23 protein-coding genes are annotated in these 22,653 nt (G+C 70.8%); 8 read left to right on the forward strand and 15 right to left on the reverse strand.

Features of this window, described 5'->3' with window-relative positions; all coding sequences use genetic code 11:
* Position 1: 1 nt before the first annotated feature.
* The 8 genes from DJ75_RS03280 to DJ75_RS03315 all read right to left on the reverse strand — a co-directional run bounded on the left by DJ75_RS03280 (position 2) and on the right by DJ75_RS03315 (position 8,603).
* Positions 2-235 carry a DUF2892 domain-containing protein gene (locus DJ75_RS03280; RefSeq protein WP_094522498.1) on the reverse strand — a complete coding sequence of 78 codons (234 nt, stop codon included), beginning with the start codon at positions 233-235 and terminating at the stop codon, positions 2-4.
* 52 nt (positions 236-287) lie between these two features.
* Positions 288-2,087 carry an FAD-binding domain-containing protein gene (locus tag DJ75_RS03285; RefSeq protein WP_094522500.1) on the reverse strand — a complete coding sequence of 600 codons (1,800 nt, stop codon included), beginning with the start codon at positions 2,085-2,087 and terminating at the stop codon, positions 288-290.
* A gap of 188 nt (positions 2,088-2,275) precedes the next feature.
* Positions 2,276-3,148 (reverse strand): sulfurtransferase, encoded by an 873-nt coding sequence (locus DJ75_RS03290; RefSeq protein ID WP_094522502.1) that lies wholly within the window; start codon positions 3,146-3,148, stop codon positions 2,276-2,278.
* A 135-nt stretch (positions 3,149-3,283) separates the two neighbouring features.
* Positions 3,284-3,709: a universal stress protein gene (locus tag DJ75_RS03295; RefSeq protein ID WP_094522504.1), complete on the reverse strand. Its 426-nt coding sequence runs from the start codon at positions 3,707-3,709 to the stop codon at positions 3,284-3,286.
* A 71-nt stretch (positions 3,710-3,780) separates the two neighbouring features.
* Positions 3,781-4,755 carry a Gfo/Idh/MocA family protein gene (locus tag DJ75_RS03300; RefSeq protein WP_094522506.1) on the reverse strand — a complete coding sequence of 325 codons (975 nt, stop codon included), beginning with the start codon at positions 4,753-4,755 and terminating at the stop codon, positions 3,781-3,783.
* A 59-nt stretch (positions 4,756-4,814) separates the two neighbouring features.
* The gene (locus DJ75_RS03305) at positions 4,815-5,327 is read right to left on the reverse strand and encodes a GNAT family N-acetyltransferase (protein ID WP_094522508.1); all 513 of its coding nucleotides are present in this window, start codon (positions 5,325-5,327) and stop codon (positions 4,815-4,817) included.
* Entirely contained in the window at positions 5,324-6,649 is a 1,326-nt protein-coding gene (locus DJ75_RS03310) for a TIGR00300 family protein (protein ID WP_254921872.1), read from the reverse strand. Before DJ75_RS03310 ends, DJ75_RS03305 begins: the two co-directional genes overlap by 4 nt.
* 88 nt (positions 6,650-6,737) lie before the next feature.
* Complete coding sequence (locus DJ75_RS03315; protein ID WP_094522510.1) at positions 6,738-8,603, reverse strand: site-2 protease family protein; 1,866 nt, start codon at positions 8,601-8,603, stop codon at positions 6,738-6,740.
* 168 nt (positions 8,604-8,771) lie between these two features.
* Here DJ75_RS03315 and DJ75_RS03320 point away from each other — a divergent pair, with 168 nt between their 5' ends.
* Positions 8,772-9,014, forward strand: a complete 243-nt coding sequence (locus DJ75_RS03320) for a hypothetical protein (RefSeq protein WP_094522512.1) — start codon at positions 8,772-8,774, stop codon at positions 9,012-9,014.
* A gap of 89 nt (positions 9,015-9,103) precedes the next feature.
* Here the strand turns inward: DJ75_RS03320 and DJ75_RS03325 are convergent, their stop codons facing one another.
* From DJ75_RS03325 to DJ75_RS03335, 3 genes are all read right to left on the reverse strand, one after another.
* Positions 9,104-10,822, reverse strand: a complete 1,719-nt coding sequence (locus DJ75_RS03325; RefSeq protein WP_094522677.1) for a methyl-accepting chemotaxis protein — start codon at positions 10,820-10,822, stop codon at positions 9,104-9,106.
* Between the two features lie 159 nt (positions 10,823-10,981).
* The gene (locus tag DJ75_RS03330; RefSeq protein ID WP_094522514.1) at positions 10,982-11,965 is read right to left on the reverse strand and encodes a 5,10-methylenetetrahydromethanopterin reductase; all 984 of its coding nucleotides are present in this window, start codon (positions 11,963-11,965) and stop codon (positions 10,982-10,984) included.
* A 24-nt stretch (positions 11,966-11,989) separates the two neighbouring features.
* Entirely contained in the window at positions 11,990-12,748 is a 759-nt protein-coding gene (locus DJ75_RS03335) for a coenzyme F420-0:L-glutamate ligase (RefSeq protein ID WP_094522515.1), read from the reverse strand.
* 462 nt (positions 12,749-13,210) lie between these two features.
* On the opposite strand from DJ75_RS03335, the gene DJ75_RS03340 reads away from it, so the two are divergent.
* A complete protein-coding gene (locus tag DJ75_RS03340) occupies positions 13,211-13,714 on the forward strand; it encodes a DUF367 family protein (RefSeq protein WP_094522517.1) in 504 nt (167 codons plus the stop codon).
* 108 nt (positions 13,715-13,822) lie between these two features.
* Complete coding sequence (locus DJ75_RS03345; RefSeq protein ID WP_094522519.1) at positions 13,823-14,296, forward strand: redoxin domain-containing protein; 474 nt, start codon at positions 13,823-13,825, stop codon at positions 14,294-14,296.
* Positions 14,297-14,341: 45 nt separating this feature from the next.
* Here DJ75_RS03345 and DJ75_RS03350 read toward each other — a convergent pair whose 3' ends face one another.
* Positions 14,342-14,704: a DUF5518 domain-containing protein gene (locus tag DJ75_RS03350; protein WP_094522521.1), complete on the reverse strand. Its 363-nt coding sequence runs from the start codon at positions 14,702-14,704 to the stop codon at positions 14,342-14,344.
* 88 nt (positions 14,705-14,792) lie between these two features.
* Between DJ75_RS03350 and DJ75_RS03355 the strand changes: the two genes are divergently transcribed.
* From DJ75_RS03355 to DJ75_RS03365, 3 genes are all read left to right on the forward strand, one after another.
* Positions 14,793-15,830: a hypothetical protein gene (locus DJ75_RS03355; RefSeq protein WP_094522523.1), complete on the forward strand. Its 1,038-nt coding sequence runs from the start codon at positions 14,793-14,795 to the stop codon at positions 15,828-15,830.
* Positions 15,831-15,923: 93 nt separating this feature from the next.
* Positions 15,924-16,223: a hypothetical protein gene (locus tag DJ75_RS03360; protein ID WP_094522525.1), complete on the forward strand. Its 300-nt coding sequence runs from the start codon at positions 15,924-15,926 to the stop codon at positions 16,221-16,223.
* 104 nt (positions 16,224-16,327) lie between these two features.
* Positions 16,328-16,507 carry a hypothetical protein gene (locus DJ75_RS03365; protein WP_094522527.1) on the forward strand — a complete coding sequence of 60 codons (180 nt, stop codon included), beginning with the start codon at positions 16,328-16,330 and terminating at the stop codon, positions 16,505-16,507.
* A 45-nt stretch (positions 16,508-16,552) separates the two neighbouring features.
* Here the strand turns inward: DJ75_RS03365 and DJ75_RS03370 are convergent, their stop codons facing one another.
* Entirely contained in the window at positions 16,553-17,620 is a 1,068-nt protein-coding gene (locus DJ75_RS03370) for a type II glyceraldehyde-3-phosphate dehydrogenase (protein WP_094522529.1), read from the reverse strand.
* Positions 17,621-17,796: 176 nt separating this feature from the next.
* Between DJ75_RS03370 and DJ75_RS03375 the strand changes: the two genes are divergently transcribed.
* A complete protein-coding gene (locus tag DJ75_RS03375) occupies positions 17,797-18,747 on the forward strand; it encodes an aminopeptidase (protein ID WP_094522531.1) in 951 nt (316 codons plus the stop codon).
* 382 nt (positions 18,748-19,129) lie between these two features.
* On the opposite strand, the gene DJ75_RS03380 is transcribed toward DJ75_RS03375, so the two are convergent.
* Positions 19,130-20,053: a hypothetical protein gene (locus tag DJ75_RS03380; protein WP_094522533.1), complete on the reverse strand. Its 924-nt coding sequence runs from the start codon at positions 20,051-20,053 to the stop codon at positions 19,130-19,132.
* A 185-nt stretch (positions 20,054-20,238) separates the two neighbouring features.
* Between DJ75_RS03380 and DJ75_RS03385 the strand changes: the two genes are divergently transcribed.
* A complete protein-coding gene (locus DJ75_RS03385; protein ID WP_094522535.1) occupies positions 20,239-21,222 on the forward strand; it encodes a nucleoside recognition protein in 984 nt (327 codons plus the stop codon).
* A 196-nt stretch (positions 21,223-21,418) separates the two neighbouring features.
* On the opposite strand, the gene DJ75_RS03390 is transcribed toward DJ75_RS03385, so the two are convergent.
* Positions 21,419-22,573 (reverse strand): hypothetical protein, encoded by a 1,155-nt coding sequence (locus DJ75_RS03390; RefSeq protein WP_094522537.1) that lies wholly within the window; start codon positions 22,571-22,573, stop codon positions 21,419-21,421.
* Positions 22,574-22,653 lie beyond the last annotated feature (80 nt).

Genomic DNA, 22,653 nt, shown 5'->3' on the forward strand with positions numbered 1-22,653 from the left:
CTTACCGGGAGCCGCCGGCCGACGCCGGGCACGTGTCGACGCCGAGCAGGGAGTAGAGCGCGCACGTGCCGGTCGCGGCGGTCCCGAGCATGATCAGCGAGACGACGCCGAGGACGGGCGCGGCCAACGCCGGCACCGGAACCGCTCCCGCGAGCGTCGCGAGCGAGGCGATTCCGAACACCGCACCGAGGGCCGTTCTGACGCGCTTGTCCGTGGAACCGACATTCTGGTTCATGATTCACAATACGGTACACACATGTAAATACGTTCCCACGCCGGCTCGTCGGTCAGCCGTCGTCGTCGAAGGCGGACAGATCGGTCTGACGACCGCGCCGACGCCCGTCAGCGGTCGCCTCGCCGGCACCGCCGCTCGCTTCGGCCCCTCGTTCCGAGGCCTCGCTCCCGTGCTCCTCCGCGATCGCCCGTGCGGCGTCGAGTCCGCCCGAAAGGGAGGCGCGGCGGGCGATCCGCTCGTCCGCCAGCCTAGCGGCGGCCTCGGGATGCGCGTCGTAGTACCGCCGCTGGAACTCCTCGCGGGCCGCCTCGAAGTCGATGACGGGGTAGGGGTACTCCTCGCCGATCGAGACGCCGCACTCAGCCTGAACGGCGAGCGGGGCGTGCTCGGGGCGGTCGAGGTGCTCGACTGGGAGCGGCTCCAGTTCGGGAACCCACCGCGCGATGAACTCCCCGTCCGGGTCGTGGTCGCGGACCTGCTTGCGCGGGTTGTAGAGCCGGAGCCCGGGGCGACCCACGAGCCCGCACTGCGACTGCCACTGCGTGTAGTTGATCGCGGCGTCCGCGTCGATCAGGTGCTCGTGGAAGTGGTCCGCGCCGATCCGCCACGGCTGCTGGAGGACGTGGAAGTAGACGCTCGCGCAGAGCGCCCGCATCCGGAAGTTGAGCCAACCGGTCTCGCGGAGGCAACGCATGCTCGCGTCGACCATGGGAAACCCGGTCTCGCCGGCCTTCCACGCCGCGACGAGTTCCGGGTCGTGTCGGTCCCGGTTGAATCCGGCGTACACCGGGTTGACGGCCTCGTCGAGCCACCCCGGCCAGTCGACCAGCTTCTGCCGGTAGTGGCGGTTCCAGAACAGCCGGGAGACGAACATCGACTTCCCCCGGCCGTCCGGCGCGTGCTCGTCGACGTACCGGTGGACCTCCCGAAGCGAGAGACAGCCGAACCGCAGGTACGGCGAGAGGCCGCTCGTGCCCTCGCGGGCGTCGACCGGCGAGGAGATGTTCCCGGGGTAGTCGCCGAGCCGCCCGGCGAACGACGCCAACCGATCGCGGCCCACCGCCCGACCGCCGTCCGGCACCTTCGATTTCTCGGGGGTCACGTCGTAGGCGGCCGCGACGGCCTCGGGCGACGGAACGAACGAGTCGCCGGTGTCCGGGGACGAGTCGGAGCCCGATCCCGATCCCGGTCCGGTCGCTATCCGCTCCACGTCGACGCGTCGCGGGTCCCAGTCGTGCGCGTCGGCGGCCAGCCACGACTCGATCGCTCCCTTCCACTCCCGGCGCGAGCGATCGGCGTCGCGGACCAGTCCGTCGCCGTCGACGAACTCGACGCCGATCTCGTCGCGGGCGCGCTCGTCGCGCCGGAGTCCGTACCGACCGGTCACGCTCCGCGTCGCGACCACGTCCCAGCCGGCGTCGACGAAGCGACCGAGCACCTCGATCGGGTCGCCGTGGGCGTACGTCAGGCCCGGCGCGCCCACGTCGCGGTACTGTCGGTCGAGGTCGCGCAGGGAGTCGTGAAGGAACGCGATCCGGGCGTCGCACGCGAGGCCGCGGTCGCCGTAGAAGGCGGGATCGAAGACGAACAGCGGGAGAACGACGGGGTCGGCGTCCTCCGCGGCCGCCGTCCCATCAGCGTCCTCCGCGGTCGCCGCCTCGTCGGTATCGCGCTCCGTCGCCGCGGCCGCGGACGCGGACGCGGCCGTCGCGAGCGCGGGATTGTCCGCGATCCGGAGGTCCTCGCGGTGCCAGACCACGGTGCCGGCCTCGGTCGGCGACCCGGTGACCGACCGAATCGCCTCCGGATCCGGGACCGTCGGCGGCGTCGGGGCGTGGTCGTCCGCACCCATGTTCGATCCCGGATACGGGCTCTCGCCGCAAGGCCTTGTCGGCGGCGGCCCGGGTGGCCGGCAGACCCGGACGGCCGGCGGCCGACACCGCGGAGACCTTGCCGCCGAACGGGCGTGCGCGGCGTCCTCCTCGCTTAGTGACTTATTTAAATAGCGTCAGCGGGTCGACGGCGGCGACTGAGCGCCGCTTACTCGCCCGTCTCGATCGGCGCGCCGACGAGGTTGCCCCACTCGGTCCACGAGCCGTCGTAGTTACGGACGTCGTCGTAGCCGAGCAGTTCGTGCAGGAGGAACCACTCGATCGACGAGCGCTCGCCGACTCGGCAGTAGGTGATCGTCGACTCGTCGCCGTCGACGCCAGCCTCGCTGTACAGCTCGCGGAGCTCGTCGGCGCTCTTGAACGTGCCGTCCTCGTTCAGCGTGGTCCCGATCGGGACGCTGCTGGCGCCGGGGATGTGGCCGCCGCGCTGGGCGGTCTCGTTGAGCCCCTCGGGCGCGATGACCTCGCCGGAGAACTCTTCGGGCGAGCGGACGTCGACCATCGGGATCCCCTCCTCGATCGCCTTGTCGATGTCGTCCTTGTAGGCGCGGACGCTCTCGAAGGGGCCGCGGGCCTCGTAGTCGCGCGGCGTGAAGTCGGGCTCCTCGGTCGTGAGCGGGTAGTCGTTGGCGACCCAGTACCCCTTCCCGCCGTCGATAACGCGGACGTCATCGTGACCGTAGTACTTGTAGATCCAGTAGCCGAACAGCGCGAACCAGTTCGGGACGCGGCCGCCGCCGTAGACGACGACCGTCGTGTCGGCGTCGATGCCGGCCTCGCCGTTGCGGGCCGCGAAGTCCGCCTTCGAGACGATGTCGCGCTCCGTCTCGTCGGTGAACACCTCGTCCCACTCGAAGTTCAGCGCGCCGGGGATGTGCCCCTCTTCGTACGGCGTGTACTCCGACTCGTCTGTGACGGTCGGATTGTTGATCTCGACGAGCCGGTGATCGGAGTCGTCGTCCTGAAACGCGTCGAGGTTCGATTCCACCCAGTCCGCCGTGACGAGTACGTCCTCAGACATCACCTCATGTTACGCGGGCGACGGTTTTGAAGGCCCGGTACTGGTGGTCATTGCCGTCGTCTCTGACGCCGCGGCCGCCGCGGACGTCCTCGGTCGGCACTCCTCGCCCGTCGAGCGCGGCGATCGCGGCCGACGCTACCGGATCACAGTCACCGGCACGTCCGCCTTGTCGACGACGCTCTTCGCGACGCTGCCGACGACCTGCTCGCGCTCCTCGCTCAGCCCCCGGTGACCGACGTATATGGCGTTGACGTCCGCCTCGGCGGCGTAGTCGGCGATCGCGTCGGCCGGGCGACCGGTGAGCAGCTGCGTCTCCACGTCGATGGACTCGTCGCCGACCGCCTCCTCGGCGACCGTCTCGGCGTTGGCGAGGACGCTCTGGCCGGCCTCGACCGCGGCCTCCTCGCCCGGGAGGACGATCGTTCCGTCGACGAGCTCCGAGTCCGGCGTCAACACGTGGGCGATCTCGAGGGTCTCGTAGAACGCGACCGCCTGACGCGCGGCGTACCGGACCGCCTCATCGCTCTCAGTCGATCCGTCGGTGGCCACGAGATAGCTCATATCCGAAGGTCGCGGCGGCACGCATATAACTCCTGTCCGGCGTTCTCACGTCCTGCGGTTCCGGTCCGCCGTCAGCCGTCGAGGGCGACGCGGTCCCCGTCCGACGCGTGGATCGCTTCGAGCGCCGCCTGGACCCGGGTCGCCTCCCCGAAGGAGACGAGGTCGCCCCCGTCGCCGTCCATCGCCCGCGCGAACTCGGTCAGCAGCGCCGCGGTGGTGTCGCCGCGCTCGTCGACGAGGGTCCGCTCGCCCTCGCGGCCGCGGTCGCGAACGAGCCGGTGCCACTCAGTCAGCGAGAGCGACCCGTCGTCCCCGACGACTGTGACGACGTTCTCCTCCTCGCCCTCGTGGTCGCAGAGCAGGTCGATCGTCCCCCGAACGCCGTCGGCCCGGAACGTCCCGACGACGTCGTCCTCGTACGCGTCCGGCCCCGCGTAGCCGACGTCCGCGCTCACCGCGTCGACGGCGCCGAACAGCTCCCGGACGCCGAAGAGGAAGTGGGTCCCGACCTCCCGCAGCGGGCCGCCCTGTTCGCGCGACTCCAGCCACGCGACGTCCTGCCACTCGCGCGGCCACTGCGGGAAGCGGAACCGGAGTTCGACCCGGCGCGGGTCGCCGATCGCGCCCGCTTCGACCAGCTCTCGAAGCCGGACGAATCCGGGCGTGTACCGGAACGGGAGGTTCACCGCGGTCGCGAGGTCCCGGTCCGCGGCGAGGGAGCTCATCCGCCGGCCCGCCTCGGCGTCCGCCGCGATGGGCTTCTCGCAGATCACGTGGCGGCCGGCGTCGAGCGCGTCGGTGACCACCGCCTCGTGAGCGACCGGGGGGACGCCGACGTAGACGGCGTCGAGCCCCTCTCGCTCCGCGAGCGCCGCGTGATCGGTCATTGTCGCCGTCGACGCCGTGCCGTAGTCGGCCGCCAGGGAGGCGGCCCGGTCCGCGTCGAGGTCGCAGGCCGCGGCGAGCTCGTACCGATCGTGGGCGTCGACCGCGGCGGCGAGCCGGGTCCCGATCACGCCGCAGCCGACGATGCCGATGTCGTACATGGATCCGGGGAACGGGCAGGGAGGCTTGTACCTTCGGAAGGGGGTCGCGCGGCCGCGACTCAGTCGCGGTCGACCGGTCGCGCGACCATCTCGCCCCACGATTCGAAGCCGTGGCGGTCGTAGAACGCCCGGGCGCGCTCGTTCGCGGGGTCGACGTCGAGCACCACCCGGTCCAGCGGGAGCGACTGGTCGCCCGCGAGGTCGACGGCGGCGGCCATCAGGTCGTCGGCGACGCCCGTGCCGCGGTGTTCCGGGGCGACGTAGAGCTCGTTTATCACGGCCGCGTCCCAGATCATCGCCAGCCGCTCGGGAAGCACGAAGACGTAGCCGACGACCGACTCGCCCTCCCCCTCGTCGACCGCGACCGCCACGCACCGCTCGTCGTCGGCGACGCATCGCTCGACCCACGCCAGCCACTCCTTCCGGTACTCGTCGGTGAGCTTCCCCTCGTAGACGGCCGCCTTGTCGTCGCCACCGGTGTTCGCGCCGAGCCCGCGCTCGAAGGCGAGCTTACACTCGTACAGGTCGTCGGCGTCGCTCGCGGGATCGTACGGTCGAAGCGCGACATTCACGCCTCATCGCCCCCGTTCCCGGCCTCGATGTCGCCCCCGTTCCCGGCCTCGATGTCGCCCCCGTTCCCGGCATCGATGTCGTCCCCGTCCTCCAGCACGAACTCCGCGAGCGTCGGCACGAACGTCCCGATGTCGGTGACCATCCCCACTGCCTGCGCCGAGCCCCGGTCGAGCAGTTGGGTGACGGTCGCGGGGTTGATGTCGACGCAGACGGTCTTCGTCGTCGACGGGAGGCAGTTGCCGACGGCGACCGAGTGGAGCAGCGTCGCGAGCATGATCACGATGTCGGCCTCGTGGGCCTGCTCGCGGATCGCGTTCTGCGCCTCGACGGCGTCGGTGATCGTGTCCGGCAGGGGCCCGTCGTCGCGGATCGACCCCGCGAGGACGACGTCGACGTCGCGCTCGACGCACTCGTACATCACGCCCTCGGTGACGATCCCCTCCTCCACGGCGGGTTCGATCCCGCCCGCGCGGATGATCTCCGAGATGGTCCAGATGTGGTGTTTGTGCCCCTTCCGCGGGTGTTCGAGCGTCTCGACGTCCATCCCGAGCGACGTGCCGTACAGCGAGCGCTCCAGGTCGTGCGTCGCGAAGCCGTTCCCGGCCGAGAGCGCGTCGACGTACCCCGCGGCGACGAGGTCCGCGAGCGCGTCGCCCGCGCCCGAGTGGATCACGGCCGGCCCCGCGACGACCATCACGGTGCCGCCCGAGCGCTTCACCGCGCGGAGCTCCGCGGCGACCTCGCGGATGGTGGACTCGGAGGGCCGCTCCGCGGAGACCCCGCCCTGCATGAAGCCGAAGGCGCCGCCGCCGCTCCGCGGGCGCTCCGGCGGCCGCACTCGGATCCCCGACTGGTCGGTCGCGATCAGGTCACCCTCCTCGACCGCGTTGAGCACCTTCGTGTGCGCTCGCGGCTCGCCGTTCGGACCGCCGTCCGGCTCCACGACCAGCGCGCAGTCCATCTCGATCCGCTCGACCTCGGTCCACTCCCCGTCGTACAGCACCTCGGTCGGGTGGTTCGTGGTGGAGTAGAAGTCGGGCGGCACGACCCTGTCCGCGGGGGCCGCGACGAGGTCCACGTCGGTCGGACTCTCGAGCACCGCGCCGTTCTGGTGGAGCTCGTGGAGGATCGCCCGGAGCGTCTCCGCGTCGTCGGCCGAGACCGTCATCCGGCAGTAGGACTCCTCATCTTCGTGTTTTCCCACGTCGAACCGCTCGACGTCGAAGGAGCCGCCGAGGTCCATCACGGCGCCGAAGCAGCGCTGCATCGTCCCGCTGTCGATGATGTGCCCCTCTATCTCGACGGTGCGTTCGTGGCTCATACCGCACCGTTTCGGCCCGCGGAGAAACCCGTTTCCCCTTCGGCGGGGACACCGCGGGAACTCCGGCCCGGCCGGCGGTCCCGGAGCCTCAGATCAGCCCGAGCGCCGCGAGGATCTGGTTGCCGAACACCATCGCGATCAGCCCGGCGAGCATCACGAGCCCCGACGAGACGGTGATCGTCCGGACCGCGGCGTGCCGGTCGGAGAGCGGGATCCGACTGATCACCGCCTCGGCGACCATCCGGAGGATCCGCCCGCCGTCGAGCGGGAACGCCGGGAGGCAGTTGAACAGCGCGAGCTGGATGTTGATCCAGCCGGTCCAGAAGAGGAGGTTCGCGAGCAGGAAGACCCCGCCGGCGAGCGCGCCGGAGGCCCCGTCGACGACGAAGAAGTTCGTCACGTCGCCGGTGAACCCCGCGAAGTTGAACGGGAGCCCGAAGAGACTGCCGAGCGGGAGGATGAGCGAGACGAACACGAGCCCGAGCGGCGAGTCGGTCAGGCCGCCGAGCGCCATTCCGTCGCCCGCGGCCTCGCCGCCGTCGCCGCCGAGCAGTTCGAGGTACGCGCCGGCGGGGTACTCGGAGACGCCGAAGTCGTCGAGCGCGAGCCCGCTCGATCCGGGGAACACCGAGACGCCAACGAACCCGCCGTCGCGGTTCGGGTGCGGGGCCAGCTCGACGTCGTACGTCTGCCGCTCGTCCGCGGCGTCGTAGGCGATCACCTCGACCGTCGCGCCGGGGTCGCGCTCGCCGAGGACCGCCGAGAGGTCTCCGGCGTCGTGGATCCGCTCCCCGTCGATCGAGACGATCGTCAGCGGCTCGCCGGGCGCCGCCCCGGCGTCGTCGAGCGGGCCGTCCTCCTGCACGCCGAGCGCGTAGGCGCCGATCGGGATCTCCGCGGTCGTCGCGTTGCCCCCGTCGCCGCCGGCGCTCCTCACCGACACCGTGGCTCGCTCCGCGTCGCCGACGGCCTCGTAGAAGCCGCGCTCGGTCGCCACCGGGTCGCCGTTCACCGACTCGACGGTCAGCGGCGCCTCCGCGATCATCACGCCGAGGGGGTTCCCGCCGGCGGAGCCGACCGCCTGCAGCGAGCGCTCGACCTCGACGGTGCGCTCCCCGTCGCCGTCGTCGGCCGAGACCGTCACCGTGTCGCCCGCGTCCGCGAGCGCGGCCTCGAACTCGGCGGCCGTGTCGACCGGCGCGCCGCCGACCTCGACGATCCGGTCGCCCGCCGCGAGCCCAGCGGCCTCGGCCGGCGAACCGGGGTTCACCTCGCCGACGGCGTAGCCGGGCGCCGGCGAGATGGCGCCGGCGACGGGGCCGAACAGCAGCGCGAACACGAGCACCGTGAGCAGCGTGTTGGCGGTGACGCCGGCCGCGAACATCCGGGCGCGGGCGCCGCGGGAGGCCGCCTGCGTCGCCTCCTCGTCCGGTTCGACGAAGGCGCCGACGGGCAGGACCGCGAAGAAGACGAGTCCCATCGACTCGATGTCGATGTCCTCGACGCGGCACAGCAGGCCGTGCGCGCCCTCGTGGACGACCATCGCGACCGCGAGCCCGCCGACGATCTCGGGCGCGACCGACAGCGGCAGGAAATCGTTGACGCCGGGGATGATGAGGAAGTTCTGCGGCTGCCGGATCGCGGAGGGCTGAGCGGTGTTCAGCGCCGAGGCCGCCGACGAGAGGATCAGGAAGAACGACCCGATCATCGCGACGAGGGCCCCGCCGAGCCCGAGGTTCGCGAGCCCGCGCCAGAAGCGTCTCGGGGCCGCGAGCCGGTCGAGGAACTCCCGGCCCCGGAGCGTGCGGAGGGTCAGTATCGGACCGGAGACGCCGACCGACTCCGGCAGTATCCCGCGGTCCCGGAGCCACAGCGCGGCCGCGGAGTACGCGAGGACACCGGTGAGGACCCACAGGAGCGTGTTCTCGGCGAACAGGTCCGTCAACGCGTTCATTACCGTCACGTCCGTGTCCGTTCGGTGTAAGGCGTTCGGTTATCGGAACCGACTCGGCGGGGAGCAGCCGTCGCGTCGGCCCGCCTCCGAGCGGGGCGCCGTCCGTATTCCGAAGGGATAGCGGCCGAGAACTCAACACCCAAGTACCCCGCGGATCAACGCCCGTCCATGTTCGCGCTCATCGACTTCGTCGCGCGGGTCGTCGGCGACATCGGCCGCTTCCTCGACATCTTCCTGAACGACCTCATCCTCGGCGCCGGAGACCCGCTCTCGGCGCTGCTCGTCCTCGTCGGGCAGGTCCTGATCGTCGCCTCCGTGGCCGCGCTCGGCTACGCCGCGGTCGGCGCCCTGTTACAGGAGATCGGCGTGAAGATCCCCTCGCTCGGTGGTCGCGGTCGCTCCGAGCAGTAAGCGGGCGTCGACCTCACTCGCCGCGGCGACGTGGACCGCGGTCGCGACCGGATCCTCTGCGACGGCGTCGACCGCGGTCGCGACCGGGCTCAGTCGTCGGTCGAGGCCGGCCGCGTCCGGGCCGACGTCCCCGACTCCGACCCCGTCGGCCGCGGCGTCCCCGCGACCGGTTCCGCCGGCACCTCGAACTCGTCGAGCCTCGCGAGGAGTTCGTCGGACCGGTCGGAGAGCGCGTGCGCGCTGTCGGTCGCCTCGGAGACGCTCGCGGTCTGTTGCGCCGCCGCCGCGGCGACGGTCTCGGCCTCGCTCGCGGTCTGGCCGCTCACCGCCGCCACGTCCTCGACCATGTCGACGACCTCCTGGGTCGTCCGGGCCTGGTCGTCGGTCGCCTCGCTGATCTCCTGAACCGTCTCGTCGACCACGGTCACGTCCTCGACGACCTCCTCGAACTCTCGGAGGGTCGACTCGACCGCGCCGACGCTCTCGGACACCTGCGACTCCATCGCGTCGACGTCGGCCGCCGTGTCGGTCGACACCGACTGTATGCCGTCGATCCGGTCCGAGATCGCCGCCGCCTCGGCCCGGGTCTCCTCCGCGAGCGCCTTCACTTCGTCGGCGACGACCGCGAACCCGTCGCCGGAGCCGTCGGCCCGAGCGGCCTCGATCGAGGCGTTCAGCGCGAGCAGGTTCGTCTCCTCCGCGATCCCGTCGATCACGGCCGCGATCTCGTCGATCTCGTCGATCCGGTCGACGAGGCTTTCGACGGCGGTCGCCGTCTCCCCGATCCGCGCTTCGAGGGCCTCCAGTTCGGCGATCGCCTCGGCGGCCTCCTCCCGGCCGGCTCGACCGCGGTCCGCGGCGCTCCGGGCCGTCGTCGCCGCGTCGTCGGCGGAGGCGGCGATCTCCTCGACGGTCGCCGACAGCGTGCTCATCTCCGCCGAGACGGCGTCCAGGTCGTCCGTCTGCTCGCTCGCGCCGTCGGATATCTCCCGTACCGACCGCGCGACCTCCTCGGACGCGTCGTCGACCTCGTCCATGCTCGCCCGCACGTCGTCGCTCGACGCCGCGACGCCCTCGGTGAACGACCGGACCTCGCCGATCGTCTCGCCGACCGTCGCGACGAGTCGGTTGTAGTTCCCGACGAGCTCGGCGTACCGGTCGTCGTCGGTGCCGAGCGACTCGGCGTCGATCGTCGCGGTGAGGTCGCCCGCCTGCGCGCGCTCGGCGGCGTCTCCGAACGCGTCGACGACCGACTCCAGTTCTGTCGTGTACGCCGCCATGTTCGCGGCCATCTCGTCTAAGGCGTCGCCGAACTCCCCCGGGACCTCCTCGTCGAGGACCGGGTCGTCGAACTCCTGCGCGGCGAGCGCCTCGGCCTGCGCCGAGACGGTCCCCAAGTAGCGTTCGACCTCGACGAACGAGCGGACGAGGCCGCCGATCTCGTCGGGCTGGTCGCGGCCCACGGGTCCGTGAGAACGATCGCGGACAACCCGCTCGTCAGAACGATCGCGGCCCACCGGCTCGTCCGCCTGATCGCCGGACCCGTCACGACGGACGTCGCCCGCCGCGATCGAGTCGGCTCCGGCTTCGAGGCGTCGGAGCGGCGCGACGAAGTCCCGGCGCACGATGAGCAGCGTGTTGTAGATCGCCGCGATCGCCCCGAGGAACAGCGTGCCGGAGACCGCGGACGCGAGGGCCCCGGAGAGGACGAACGGGGTGAGGAAGATGCCGACGGTGACGAGGAACTGGATGCCGACGGCCGTCAGGATTTTGCGCTCTATCGACTCGGAGACGCCGAGGCGGTCCATCGTGGCCCAGAGGAGGGCCTCGTACCGCTCGCGAACTCCCCGGCGTCGCTCTCGGTCGCTCGACATGATCCGAACTGGGCCGAAGCGGCTTAAGAACCTCTGCCCCGAGTTCTCAGGAGCGATTCTCGATTCTCGGACCGCGGGAGCGCGGGGGTGGAGTTAAAAGAGGCCGTCGACGGTCTCGGCCGCGAGGTCGACCGCCGACTCCAGGTCCGGGCCGAGCGGCGAGCCGACGACGAGCCCGTCGGCGTGGTCGGCCACGGCCGCCGCGCGCTCGCGGACGGTCGCCGGCGAGCCGGCCATGCAGAACGCGTCGACCATCGCCGGCGTCACCAGGTCGAACGCCGCCGAGAACTCGCCCGCGGAGACGCGCTCGCCGATTTCGGACGCCGCGTCCGGGTCGATCCCGTGACGCTTCAACACCGGCGGCGCCGCGCCCGCAGTTATAAATGCGACCGGGGGTCGGGCGGCCTCGCGGGCCGCGTCCTCGTCCTCGTCGATCGAGACCGCGGCGTACGCGATCAGGTCGAAGTCGCCGCGGTGATCCGGCCGGTCGGCGAGCCCGTCGTCGACCTGCTCGCGGGCCCACTCGAGGTCCTTCGGGTGCGAGCCGTTGTACAGCAGGCCGTCCGCGTGCTTCGCCGCCATCCGGCACATGTGCGGGCCCTCGCCGCCGACGTGGATCGGGATGTCCGCGCCCTGCGGCGGCTCGTAGTTGAGCCCCGCCTCGCTGGCGTCGAAGGTGCCGTCGTGGTCGACGCGCTCGCCGGCCCACAGCTTCTGCGCGGTCTTGAACGCCTCCAGCACGGAGCGGAGCCCGCGCTCGTCGGCGAGCCCGAGGTTCGCCAGCGTGGAGGGGTCGCCGGGGCCGAGCCCGAAGACGGCGCGTCCTTCGGAGAGCTCGTCGACGGTGGCGACCCGGGAGGCGAGCGTCACGGGGTGGGTCTCGTAGGGGTTCGCGACGCCCGGGCCGATCCGGACCGACTCCGTGGCGGTCGCGAGCTGCGAGAGGAACGCCCACGGGTCGCGGTTGTTGTAGTGACACGTCGAGTAGACGGCGTCGTAGCCGGCCTCCTCGGCGCGGACGCCGAGGTCGACGAGGCGGTGCAGGTCGTGTTCGGGGGTGAGTTCGATACCGAGCATGTCAGTTGTCCTCGTAGCTCCGGTTCAGCTGTCCTCGTAGCTCCAGTCGCGCAGCGCCTGCCGGACGAAGTCGCCCGCGACCTCGCGGAAGTGGTTTTCAGAGCCCTCGTGGTCGCCGAACGTCCAGTCCCGGACGACGACGACCGGCGTCCCGCCGTCGCCCTCGCCGGCGACGAGGTTCGCCGCCGCGGCGAGCTCGTCGATGACGTTCTGGACGGTGACGCCCATCTCCCGGCCGTCGCGGTCCCGCTCGCCGCGCCAGTCGCGGCTCGCCGGCAGGCCGGCCCAGCCGATCGCGACCCCGCGCTGGCCGTGGCGGAACGGTCGCCCGCAGGTGTCGCTGACGACCACCCGGTCGGCCGCGAGCCCCTCGCGGATCCGCTCCGCGCTCTCGGAGGGGCGCTCCGGGAGCAGCAGCAGGTCGCCGTCGGGGACGTTCGACCGGTCGATCCCGGCGTTGACGCCGATGTGGCCGAAGCGCGTCGCCGTCAGGAGGAACGGCGCCTCCATGATGAGCTCCGTCGACTCCTCGATGACGGCCTGCGCGAAGCGCGGGTCCTTCTCCTCGCCCGAGAGCTCCGCGAGCCGGTCGGCGACCTCGTTCGCGCGCGGCCCGGCCGGAAAGTCGGAGAGGTCGAACGTCCGTCCCTCGGCCTTGGAGACGACGGTGCTGGCGACGACGACGACGTCGTCCTCGCGGAGGTCGACGCGCTCGTCGATCATGGCCGCGAGGTCGTCTCCCTCCCGGATCTCCGGGAGGTCCGGGACGGCGAACAGCTCCATACGGACTCCTGCGGGGCGACGAGGAAAAACCCCGCCGGTACCGGGCCGGTTTGACGGTATTCGGGACACCCCGCGGAGCGTGGAGACCGCGACGGCGAATCCGTCTCCCGTCATGCCTTTACAAACCAGCCTAACGTCCAGTTGAAAGCGTGTTTAGAAAACGTATAAGCAAAGTTAGAGATAGTAAGCAAACACATATTAGGAAATATGCGAAATAATGATTTTTTCAGCCGAACGCATTTACGTGGTCGGCCACGAGCACTGACCGCGATGAGTGAACCCACAACCGAAGGCGAATCGGAGCCGATCGGGACGCAAACGCGCGTCCCGCCGGAAAGCGACGACCGCGGCCCGTTCGTGACGCGGACTCGCGCCCCGTGATCGGGCGGGAACGACCGCCGCGACATTTTTTCGCCTCGTCCCGTCCGCACGGCTTATACGCGGCTCCCGCGAACGCCGGGTGTGGACCTGCACGTCCGGTACGAGGGCGACGACGACCCCGACAAGTGCACGGCCCGGAAGCTCGCGCGGTTCGACCTCGCCGAGCTGCACCGCTCGGACCGCGCGACTCCCTACGGGGTCGTGCTCAACCCGCACGCCGAGCGCGCCCTCTCACCCGCCGACGCCGAACTCGCCCGCGAGAACGCGCTCGTCGCGCTGGACTGCTCGTGGGAGTCGGCCGGCGAGAAGATGTTCAGCCTCCCCGGCGAGCACCGCGCGCTCCCGTACCTCGTCGCCGGCAACCCCGTGAACTTCGGCCGACCGATGCGGCTCACGACGGTGGAGGCGTTCGCGGCCGCGCTCGCGATCCTCGGTGAGCCCGACCACGCGGAGCGAGTCATGGCGAAGTTCACGTGGGGAGAGACGTTCCTCGACCTCAACGAGGAGCCGCTTCGGCGGTACGCCGACTGCGAGGACTCGGCCGAGATCGTCGCCGTTCAACAGGAGTACCTGGACCGGAAGTAGCGGGGGATCGGATGCCCGTTCCGGACTCGCGTGACGCGGCGCGAGCGGTACCGGATCCGAACGGGGGTGCGGCAAGCCTTTTGACCGAATCGCACGTATTGCGTGCCGATGGTTTCTACTGGTGACACCGCACCCGACATCTCAGCGAAGATCGGTACGAGCGACCACGAACCGTTCGAGCTTCACGACCACCTCGGCGACGGCGCGGTCGTGCTCGCGTTCTTCCCCGGGGCGTTCACGCCGCCCTGTACGAACGAGATGGTCGCGTTTCAGGAGCACGCCGACGCCTTCGACGAGGCCGGCGCGACGATCTTCGGGATCAGCGCGGACTCCCCGTTCTCGCAGGGCGCGTTCCGCGAGGAACACGGCATCGAGTTCGACCTCGTGAGCGACATGGGCGGCGACGCGATCCGGGCGTACGACCTGGAGATGGACATCGCCGAACTGGGGCTCCACGGCATCGCCAATCGCGCCGTCTTCGTGCTCGACGAGGCGGGCGAGGTCGTCTACGACTGGGTCGCCGAGGACCCGACGAACGAGCCCGACTACGAGGCCGTGCTCGACGCGGCGCAGTCCGCCTGAACGCCGGCGACCGCGTCGCCGTTCGCTCCGCTTCTATTTATCCGGTCAGTCGCCGAGCACGCCGCCGATCGCCCCCGCAAGCGCCGAGTCGATCGCGAACAGGAACGTCAGGAACAGGCCGACGACGAGGACCCCCGCGCCACCGAGGAGGCTCCCGACCGGCCCGCCGGCGAGCCCCACGAGCCCGCCGAACGCGGCCAGCAGGAGGGTGACGACGACCCCGCTCACGGAGCCGGCCAGCAGGCCGTGCCACGTCCCGGAGAGGAGCCCCCCGCCGGCGACGTAGCCGGCGACGAACCCGCCGATCAGTCCGGCACCGACGTGGCCGACTACTGGGGCGAACGTCGCGAGCAGCCCGGCGATCAGCATCACGACGAACCCGTAGCCGACGGCGTGCCAGTCTGTCATGCCCTCGGGTAGCCGTCCGCGGAATAAGTATTCGCCGGGACGGCCCGGGCGTCGGGATTTAACACATCAAGCGCGCTATACACACGGCGTGCCTTCCGATTCGCCCTCCTCGGCCGAGGAGACGGTCTCGGCAGCCGCCGGCTCCGCCGCCGAGAGTGACACCGCCGGCTCCGTCGCCGAGAGTGACACCCCCGACTCCGCCGCCGAGAGCGACGCGACCGACTCCGCCGCCGAATCGCATCGCGCCGTCGAATGGGGCCCGGTCCGCTTCGAGCGCCTGCGTTCGCTGGCGCTCGGCGCGACCGTGACCGCGGGCGGGCTCGTCCTCGCCGCGCTGCTGTTCGTCGGCGTCGGCGTCGCCGCCTCCCTGCTCGGCGGGGAGGGACCGCCGTCGTCGACGTGGGCGATGGCCGTCGTCCTCTTCGTCGGCGGCCCGATGTCGCTGCTCTACTGGGTCGTCGCGTACGACCGGACCTCGCCGGAGCGGCGCCGAGAGCTCCTCTCGCAGTTCGGCGACTACTCGTTCGACCCCGCTCGCTTCCGCGCCGGTTGGACGGTCGCCGGGGCCGGAGCCGTGCTCGCGGTGGCGGTGGCGGCTATCGGCCCCGGTCCGTTCTCGGCCTCGCCGTCGCTGTTCTCGGGGTTCGCCCCGATGCTCGTTTCGCTCTTCGTGTTCCTTCCGATGATCGCGGGCTCGCGCGGGACGGATCTGCGGCTCGACCCGACCGCCGGGACGATCGAGCGGACGGACAGGAGCCACGACCGAACGCGCTCGGACGACCTCGGTGCCGTGGTCCGAACGCGGCGGATCGACCTCCCGTGGGCGACCGTCTTCCTGCTCGCCTACCGCGGGAACGCGTGGTACCGGTCGACCCCGTGGCTGTTCGTCCCGACCGAGCTCGCGGACGACATCGAGCGGGGCATCGAGGAGGCGCTCGCACGGAGCGACGGTCCCGATCGGGCCAGCGTCCCGGAACGCGTCATCCTCGCGATCCTGGGCTCCGCCTCGCTCGTCGTGGGCGTCACGATGGCCGTCGCGACGGGCGAGGGCGCCGCCGGCGCGCTGTTGACGCTCCTGACGGCGCCGTTCAGTCTCCTCTTCCTCGCGCTCGCGGCGCGGCTGTAACCCCTGAAGGCGGCCTCGGGCATGCCCTCGTCGACACCGGACGTGTCACCCCCTACCACGCGACTCATATACCCGGCTCTCCTAGTCCCGGGTATGGACAGAACGCGTCTAGAGAGCGCGCTGGAGGAAGCGTTCGGCGGCACCGAGGCCGAGCGGCGGGCGGTCGCCCGGGCGGCCTGCGACCTCGCCGACTCCGGTCGACCCTCCGAGGACCGCGGGCACGCGCTCACCGTCGACGGCGTGGTCGATCACCTCGACGACGCGCCCGACGGCTCCTCGGTCGTCGAGCGCTGGAACTGGTGGCTCGGCGCGCTCGACGCCGCCTACGGCGGGTACGACTACTTCACCGTCCGGTTCGTCGAGGGGGACGAAGAGGCGGGGCTCCGTCGGTAAGTCCGCGCCGCCGGGATCGGCGGCGTTCGCCGCCGATGAGTTTACTTTCACTTTCACTCCGGGCATGGCTCGCTTATACGGGCGATCCCCCCGAACGCTGAGGTATGAGCGCGAGTACACACGATCGGCCCCGATACGCGACGCCGACGCGCGTGGACGTCACCGACTGTCGAACGGACCGGATCGCCGACCGCGTCCGTACGAACCGCGTGCGCGGGAGCGAGGTGGCACTGGAGCGCCGCGGCGGGAGAACGTTTCTCGTGACGCGGCCGTCGTCGGAGTGAGAGTCGTCGTCGGAGTGAGAGTTGCCGTCGCCGGCGCGGAGCGAGTCAGTCGTCGGCCGTGAGCGGGCTTCGCCCGGTACCGCCGTCGGAGAGCAGGCTTTCGAGGCCGATCCCGAGCGATTCGTCCGTCCGGGCGATCGACTCCGCGCGGGGCGTGTCCGTCGCCAGCGCCCGGATCGCGTCGACGTTCTCCGGCACGACGTCGGCCTCCTGGTGGACGTTCTGGAACAGGTAGAGGTCTCGGCCCTCGACGCTTATCGACTCCTCCCAGACGCAGTTCTCCCAGAGGTCGCCGCGCGGTCGCCCGACGTCGGCGGCGTAGTCCTTCAGCGCGCCGGCGCCGTCGATCCCGGCGCGCTCGGGGATCAGGAACAGGCGGCCCTCGCCGCCGAGGAGGGCCGCGACCGCGGCGGCGGTCGGCTCCGCCTCGAGGGTCACGTTGACGCTGTGTGTGTGCATCGCCGTGACCGACGCTTTCAGCGCGGCCGTGTCGACGTCCACGCCCGGGAGGATCGTGTTCACGTCGGGACCGTGGTGGGAGGGGACGGTCTTCGGATCGGGCACGACGTCGTTGATCGGCCCGCGGTCGGTCTCGCTCGGGTCGCCGCCGCGGCGGACGAGCGTCACGCGCGCCTTCTCGACGCCGTACGTCTCGTCGAGCGGCGCGAGGAGTCGGGAGAGCCCGGTGGTGTTACAGGAGACGACGCGGAGCGAGTCGGCGTCCCAGACGCCCTCGTGGCTCCCGCGGGCGTTGAACGAGGCGTCGGCGATCGCGGCGTCCTCGCCGCCCTGGTAGACCGCTGGCACGTCGTGGGCCTCGTACGTCGGTCGGTTGCGCTCGCCGATCCCGGAGGGACAGCAGTCGACGACGACGTCGACGGCGTCGAGCAGGTCGGCGAGCGTCCCGGTCACGCCGACGCCCGCGTCCTCGAACTCGCCGACCCGGTCTTCGATCGCCGCGTAGAGGTCGTAGCCGCGTCGGATCGCGGCCTCGGCGCCGTAGTTCGGGGTCGTCTTCGTCACGCCGACGAGGTCCATGTCGGGCTGGGCCGCGACCGCGTCCGCGACCCGCTTGCCGATCGTGCCGTAGCCGTTGACGCCCACGCGTATCATGGCGTTCACTCCATTCCGTAATGGCATAATCTTTTCGAGTATTCTGGCAAGAAATTAACTACGGCGTGAGTAACGGGTCGGTAAATTCGGACGACCCGACAATGTAACTGAGTTTCGTAAGAGAGTAAATAAAGCGGACCCGAAGGCCTAACGCCCGTGAGAACCGATCATCGCGTATGTCACCGACCCTCTCCGAGGCGGCGGAGACCGCCGTGAACCAGTGTCTGAACGTCGCGCAAGACGAGTCGGTCGTCGTCGTCACCGACGACGAACGCGAACCGATCGGCGCGGCCCTGTACGCGGCCGCGACCGCCGTCACCGACGACGCGACGGTCCTCCGGTACCCGCCGGCCGAGCAGCACGGGACCGAGCCGCCCGCGCCCGTGGCGGCCGCGATGGCCGAGAGCGACGTCTTCCTCGCGCCGACGACGAAGAGCCTCAGCCACACCCGCGCTCGGGGGGCCGCCTGCGACGCCGGCGCCCGCGGCGCGACGCTTCCGGGCATCACCGAAGACGTGTTCGCGACCGGGCTCAACGCCGACTACGCCGCCATCGAGGCCGCGTGCGACGACGTCCTCGCGCAGGTCGCCGGCGCCGACGAAGTGCGCGTGACCTCGCCCGAGGGCACCGATATCACGTTCGGGATCGGCGAGCGCGAGTGGCTCTCCGACACCGGGATGGTCCGCGACCCGGGCGACTTCTCGAACCTGCCGGCCGGCGAGGTGTTCGTCGCGCCCGAGACCGCGACCGGGACGTTCGTCGTCGACGGGACGATGATGCCCCACGGCCTGCTCGACGAGGACCAGACGCTCGCCTTCGAGGTCGACGACGGTCTCGTCACGAGCATCGACGACGACGCGATCCGCGCCGACGTCGAGGCGGCCGCGGAGTCGGTCGGCGACGCCGCGTACAACCTCGCCGAGCTCGGGATCGGAACCAACGTCGGCGTCGACGAACTGGTCGGCTCCGTCCTGCTCGACGAGAAGGCGGGCGGCACGGTCCACATCGCGATCGGCGACGACGCGGGGATCGGCGGGGAGACGGACGCCCCGATCCACCTCGACGGGATCCTCCGGAACCCCACCGTTTACGCCGACGGCGAGGAGATCCAGCTGCCGACCGCGTAGGGGGAGCCGGGTCAGAGACGGTCGCTCATTTATAAACGAACGTTGCGGTCGGCGCGTGCCTCCGAGCGCCCAGCGGGCGCGAGGAGCACGCGCGAGGGACGCGGCGACCGAAGGGAGCCGCGAGGCTGGGGAGGTGTGAGGCCGCGGTGCCGTGCGGGGCGGGACTCAAAGGGGCAGCCGTGAGGCGGTCACAGGCGATGTAAGCACTGGAAGGAGCGAGTGAAACGAGCGACTGAAGCGCGCAGCGAGCGTGTGACCGCCTCACTGCTGGGGCTTTGCAGGCAGACACCATCGATCCGCCACCAGCAGTTATTTATAAACGGACGGTCGGATCTTTTTAGATACTCACCGCGGCAGCAACCGTTTATAATCGATCGACACGCTATTCGACGACCGCGAGCGCGACGCCCGCGACGTCCCGCACGCCGACCACCTGGTGTCGCCAGCCGTCCCCCGCGTCGACGCAGAGCGTGCCGGCCGCGGTGACGGTTACGGAGATCCCGGGCCCGTAGCCGAGCGCGACGGCCTCTTCGTCCACGGGGAGGTCGGCGAGTCGCCACGTCTCGGCGTCCCACGCGACGGCCCCGGCCCCCGACGCGTCGCCGGCGTGGACCAGAAGCTCGCCGTCGACGACCGCCAGCGCGTGGCCGTCGCCGTCGGCCGCGACCGCCTCGGCGGTCCCTTCCAGCGCCGTCATCCAGCCGTTACCGAGCCAGTAGAGCCCCGACCCGGTCGCTGCGAGAGGCATCCCCGCGCCGGCGACGTCGCGGGCGTCGTCGAGGCCGACCGCGGTGAGGGCGAGGTCTTCACCCGCGCCCTCGCTCCCGGTGACCCGGTGCACCCCGTCCGCGGCCGCGACGAGGGGGCCGTCGACCGCGCGCGGCTCCGACACGGACCCGAGCCGGGTGACCCCCGCGGTCGGGCCGGCGTCCCCGCCACCGACCGCGACCCGATCGATCCCGCCGTCCTCTAGGGCGACGAGGAACGCGCCGTCGTGGGCGCCGACCGCGACCGCCGGGGCCGCGTCGCCCGCGCTCCGGCCGAACTCGGGGTCGTCGTCGACGCGGGCGACTCGCAGGCCGTCCGCCGTCGCGATCCCGACGAGGTCCGGGTCGCCGTCGCGGGGGAGCACGGCGACGTCGCGGGCCGGATCGCGGGCGACCATGTCGAACGCGCCGACCTTGTCCGCCGACAGCGCCACCCGGACGACCCCGTTCCCGGTGGCGACGTACGCGTCGGTGCGGTCCGCCGTCCCGGCGTACACGCGCTTCTCCTCGATCGAGATGTCGTCCTCCGCGGGTGCCATCGGCGAGGGGTTCGCGCGCTGGTCTCATAAGCCCCGCGAGCGCTCGGCGGTCCGGGACGGCCGTCGAATCGGGATCGCTCGGCGGTCCGAGGGGGCCGCCGGCCCGGATCGCTGGCCGTTCCGAAACCGCTCGCCCGTCCGCCCGTTTCGACGCCCATTAGGTTGGCGGTCGCGTACCGCCGGTCGTGCAATCGGTCGCCGCCGAGGTCGTCGCCCTGCTCGCCGAGGTCGCCCCGCGGCTCGCGCGGATCGCGGCGTTCATCGCGATCGGCGTCTTCGCCGCCAACGTCGCCGTCGCGTTCGGGCTGATCCGGTACGTCGCCGGGCTGGCCGGGTGGCTCACCCGGCCCGCGAACCTCCCCGACGAGGTCGGCACCGCGATCCTCACGACCGCGGCCTCGACGACCGCGGGCTACGCTACGCTCGCCGAGTACCGCGAGTCGGGCCTACTCGACGACCGAGCGACGCTCGTCGCCGTCACCATCAACACGTTCTTCGGCTTCGTCCAGCACGTGTTCACGTTTTACATCCCGGTGTTGATCCCGATCCTGGGCGCGGAGACGGGAGTCGTCTACGTCTCCGCCCGTGCCGGAATCGCCCTCGCGATCACGGTCACGGGCGTGCTCGCCGGCGGCGCCCTGCTCTCGGAGCGCAACGTGGACCGCGCCGCGCTCGCCGACGTCGACGCGAGCGGGCCCGACGACGACGAGCGCACGAGCCGCGAACGCGTCCGGGAGGCCGGCGAGAAGTCGTGGTCGACCCTCCGCCGGATCGTCCCGCGCCTCGCGGTCGTGTACACGCTCGTGATCGCGCTCGTCACCAACTACGACGTCGAGGCCCTGACGAGCGTCGCCGAGCCGATCACCGGGGTCCTCGGCCTGCCCGGCGCCGCGGTCCCCGTGATCGCCGTCTACACGCTCGACACGACGGCCGGGGCCGTGACTCTCACTGGGACCGAGGCCGGCGTGTTCACCACTCGGACCGCCGTCGCGAGCCTGCTCATCGGCGGTATCCTCTCGTTCGCCGTCTCCACCTTCCGGCGCTCGATCCCCTTCCAGTACGGGATCTGGGGCGCCGAGTTCGGCACGAAGGTGATCGCCGTCAACACCGCCCTGAAGCTCGTCTTCATCTCGGCGACGGTCGCGGTACTGCTCGCGCCGGTGTGGTGAGGCGAGCCGAACGCTTCCGGGCCCGCGCGCGTTCTCGCGGCCGGAGCCTCAGAGGCGCTCTCCCGCGCTATCAGGTCACCCGAAACGGCCATTGACACGCGCCCGGGTGTTGACGACCGAGACTCACGCCGGTTCATGCGGCGTTGCGGTAGCGACGCGAGCAAGCGGGCGTATCGCCTCCCGTGACACACCCCGGTCACGCGATCATCTGGCCGAACTGGAGGATCAGCGGAATCACCGACGAGACCAGGAGCGACGCCACGCCCGGTAGGTCGTACGCCCACGTTCGGATCTCCGTCGCGTTCCGCCGACGGGCCTCGAGGACGTCCAACCGTGTCGAGACCTCCTCGGACGAGTGTTCCGAATCGCCCGTACTGGAGAGGTCTTCGTACATGCGCTCGTACTTCGCGTCGATCTCGCCCAAGAGCGTCCGCTTCTCCGACTGAAGGGCGGTGTGGATCGAAAGCTGCGGGACCGCGAACAGGACGACGCCGAACAGGAACACGAGGAGGAACGTCGATAGAAACAGCGGATCCGTCCAAGGATCGTACTCGGTGGCGATCAAGATCACCATCCCGAAGGTCAGAGAGGCGAACCACCCCAACGAGATGACGACGTCGAACCGCGCGAGCGGCGTGAGTTCGACCGCGGCCGTTCGAACGTCTCGTATTCGCAGACGCATTACGTCGCTGACCAAGCGGACGTGGATTACCGCGACGTGAACGGCTATCAGGAGTCCCACCAGACTCACGATGCCGAACGCGTAGTTGATGACGCTCAGCGAGTAGGCGTACACGTCGAAGGGAAGACGCACCGTCGGAGCGGCGACGGAAACCAGGGGATCCGCGCTCCGTACGTAGATCACGTACGGGGCCCCGACCAACACCAAATCGTAGATCACGCCCGACAGCAGGACGACGGGAAACCACAGCAGGACTCGCCCGAGGTCGTACATCTCGGCGATCCGAGATCGAACGACGGCTCGATACTCGTTCTCAGGTACGTCGAAGACGGGTCTGAGTGTCACCCACAGTTCCGGGTATCGCTTGGCCCACCACCCGAACGTAAGTCCCCCGACGAACAGCCCGACGGTCCAAACGTAGACCGACCCGGTCCGCAGGAACCGGAGTCCGAACCCGCCTCGGAATGCGATGACCGCGCTCGCCGCAAACGGAACCCCCCCAACGAGCAGTGCGACGGTGAACAGGCCGCGACGGTCGAGCGACCGGAACGCGGCGATCAGCCGCGACGCCAACGGAGATCGAACGTCACTCAGCGCTACTTCGGCGTCTGGCTCGGAATTCTCGCCGGCGGACGAATCTCCCCCCGGCTCCCCGTCGCGGGGCGCCATTCTACAGTGATCGACGGTAATTGATAAAGTTCTTCGGACGATCGGGGCACCGCCGCCGCCGCTCCCGGTCCGTCGGTCCC

Origin of the sequence: Halorubrum sp. Eb13, from assembly GCF_002252895.1 — an archaeon.
Lineage (GTDB): Archaea > Halobacteriota > Halobacteria > Halobacteriales > Haloferacaceae > Halorubrum.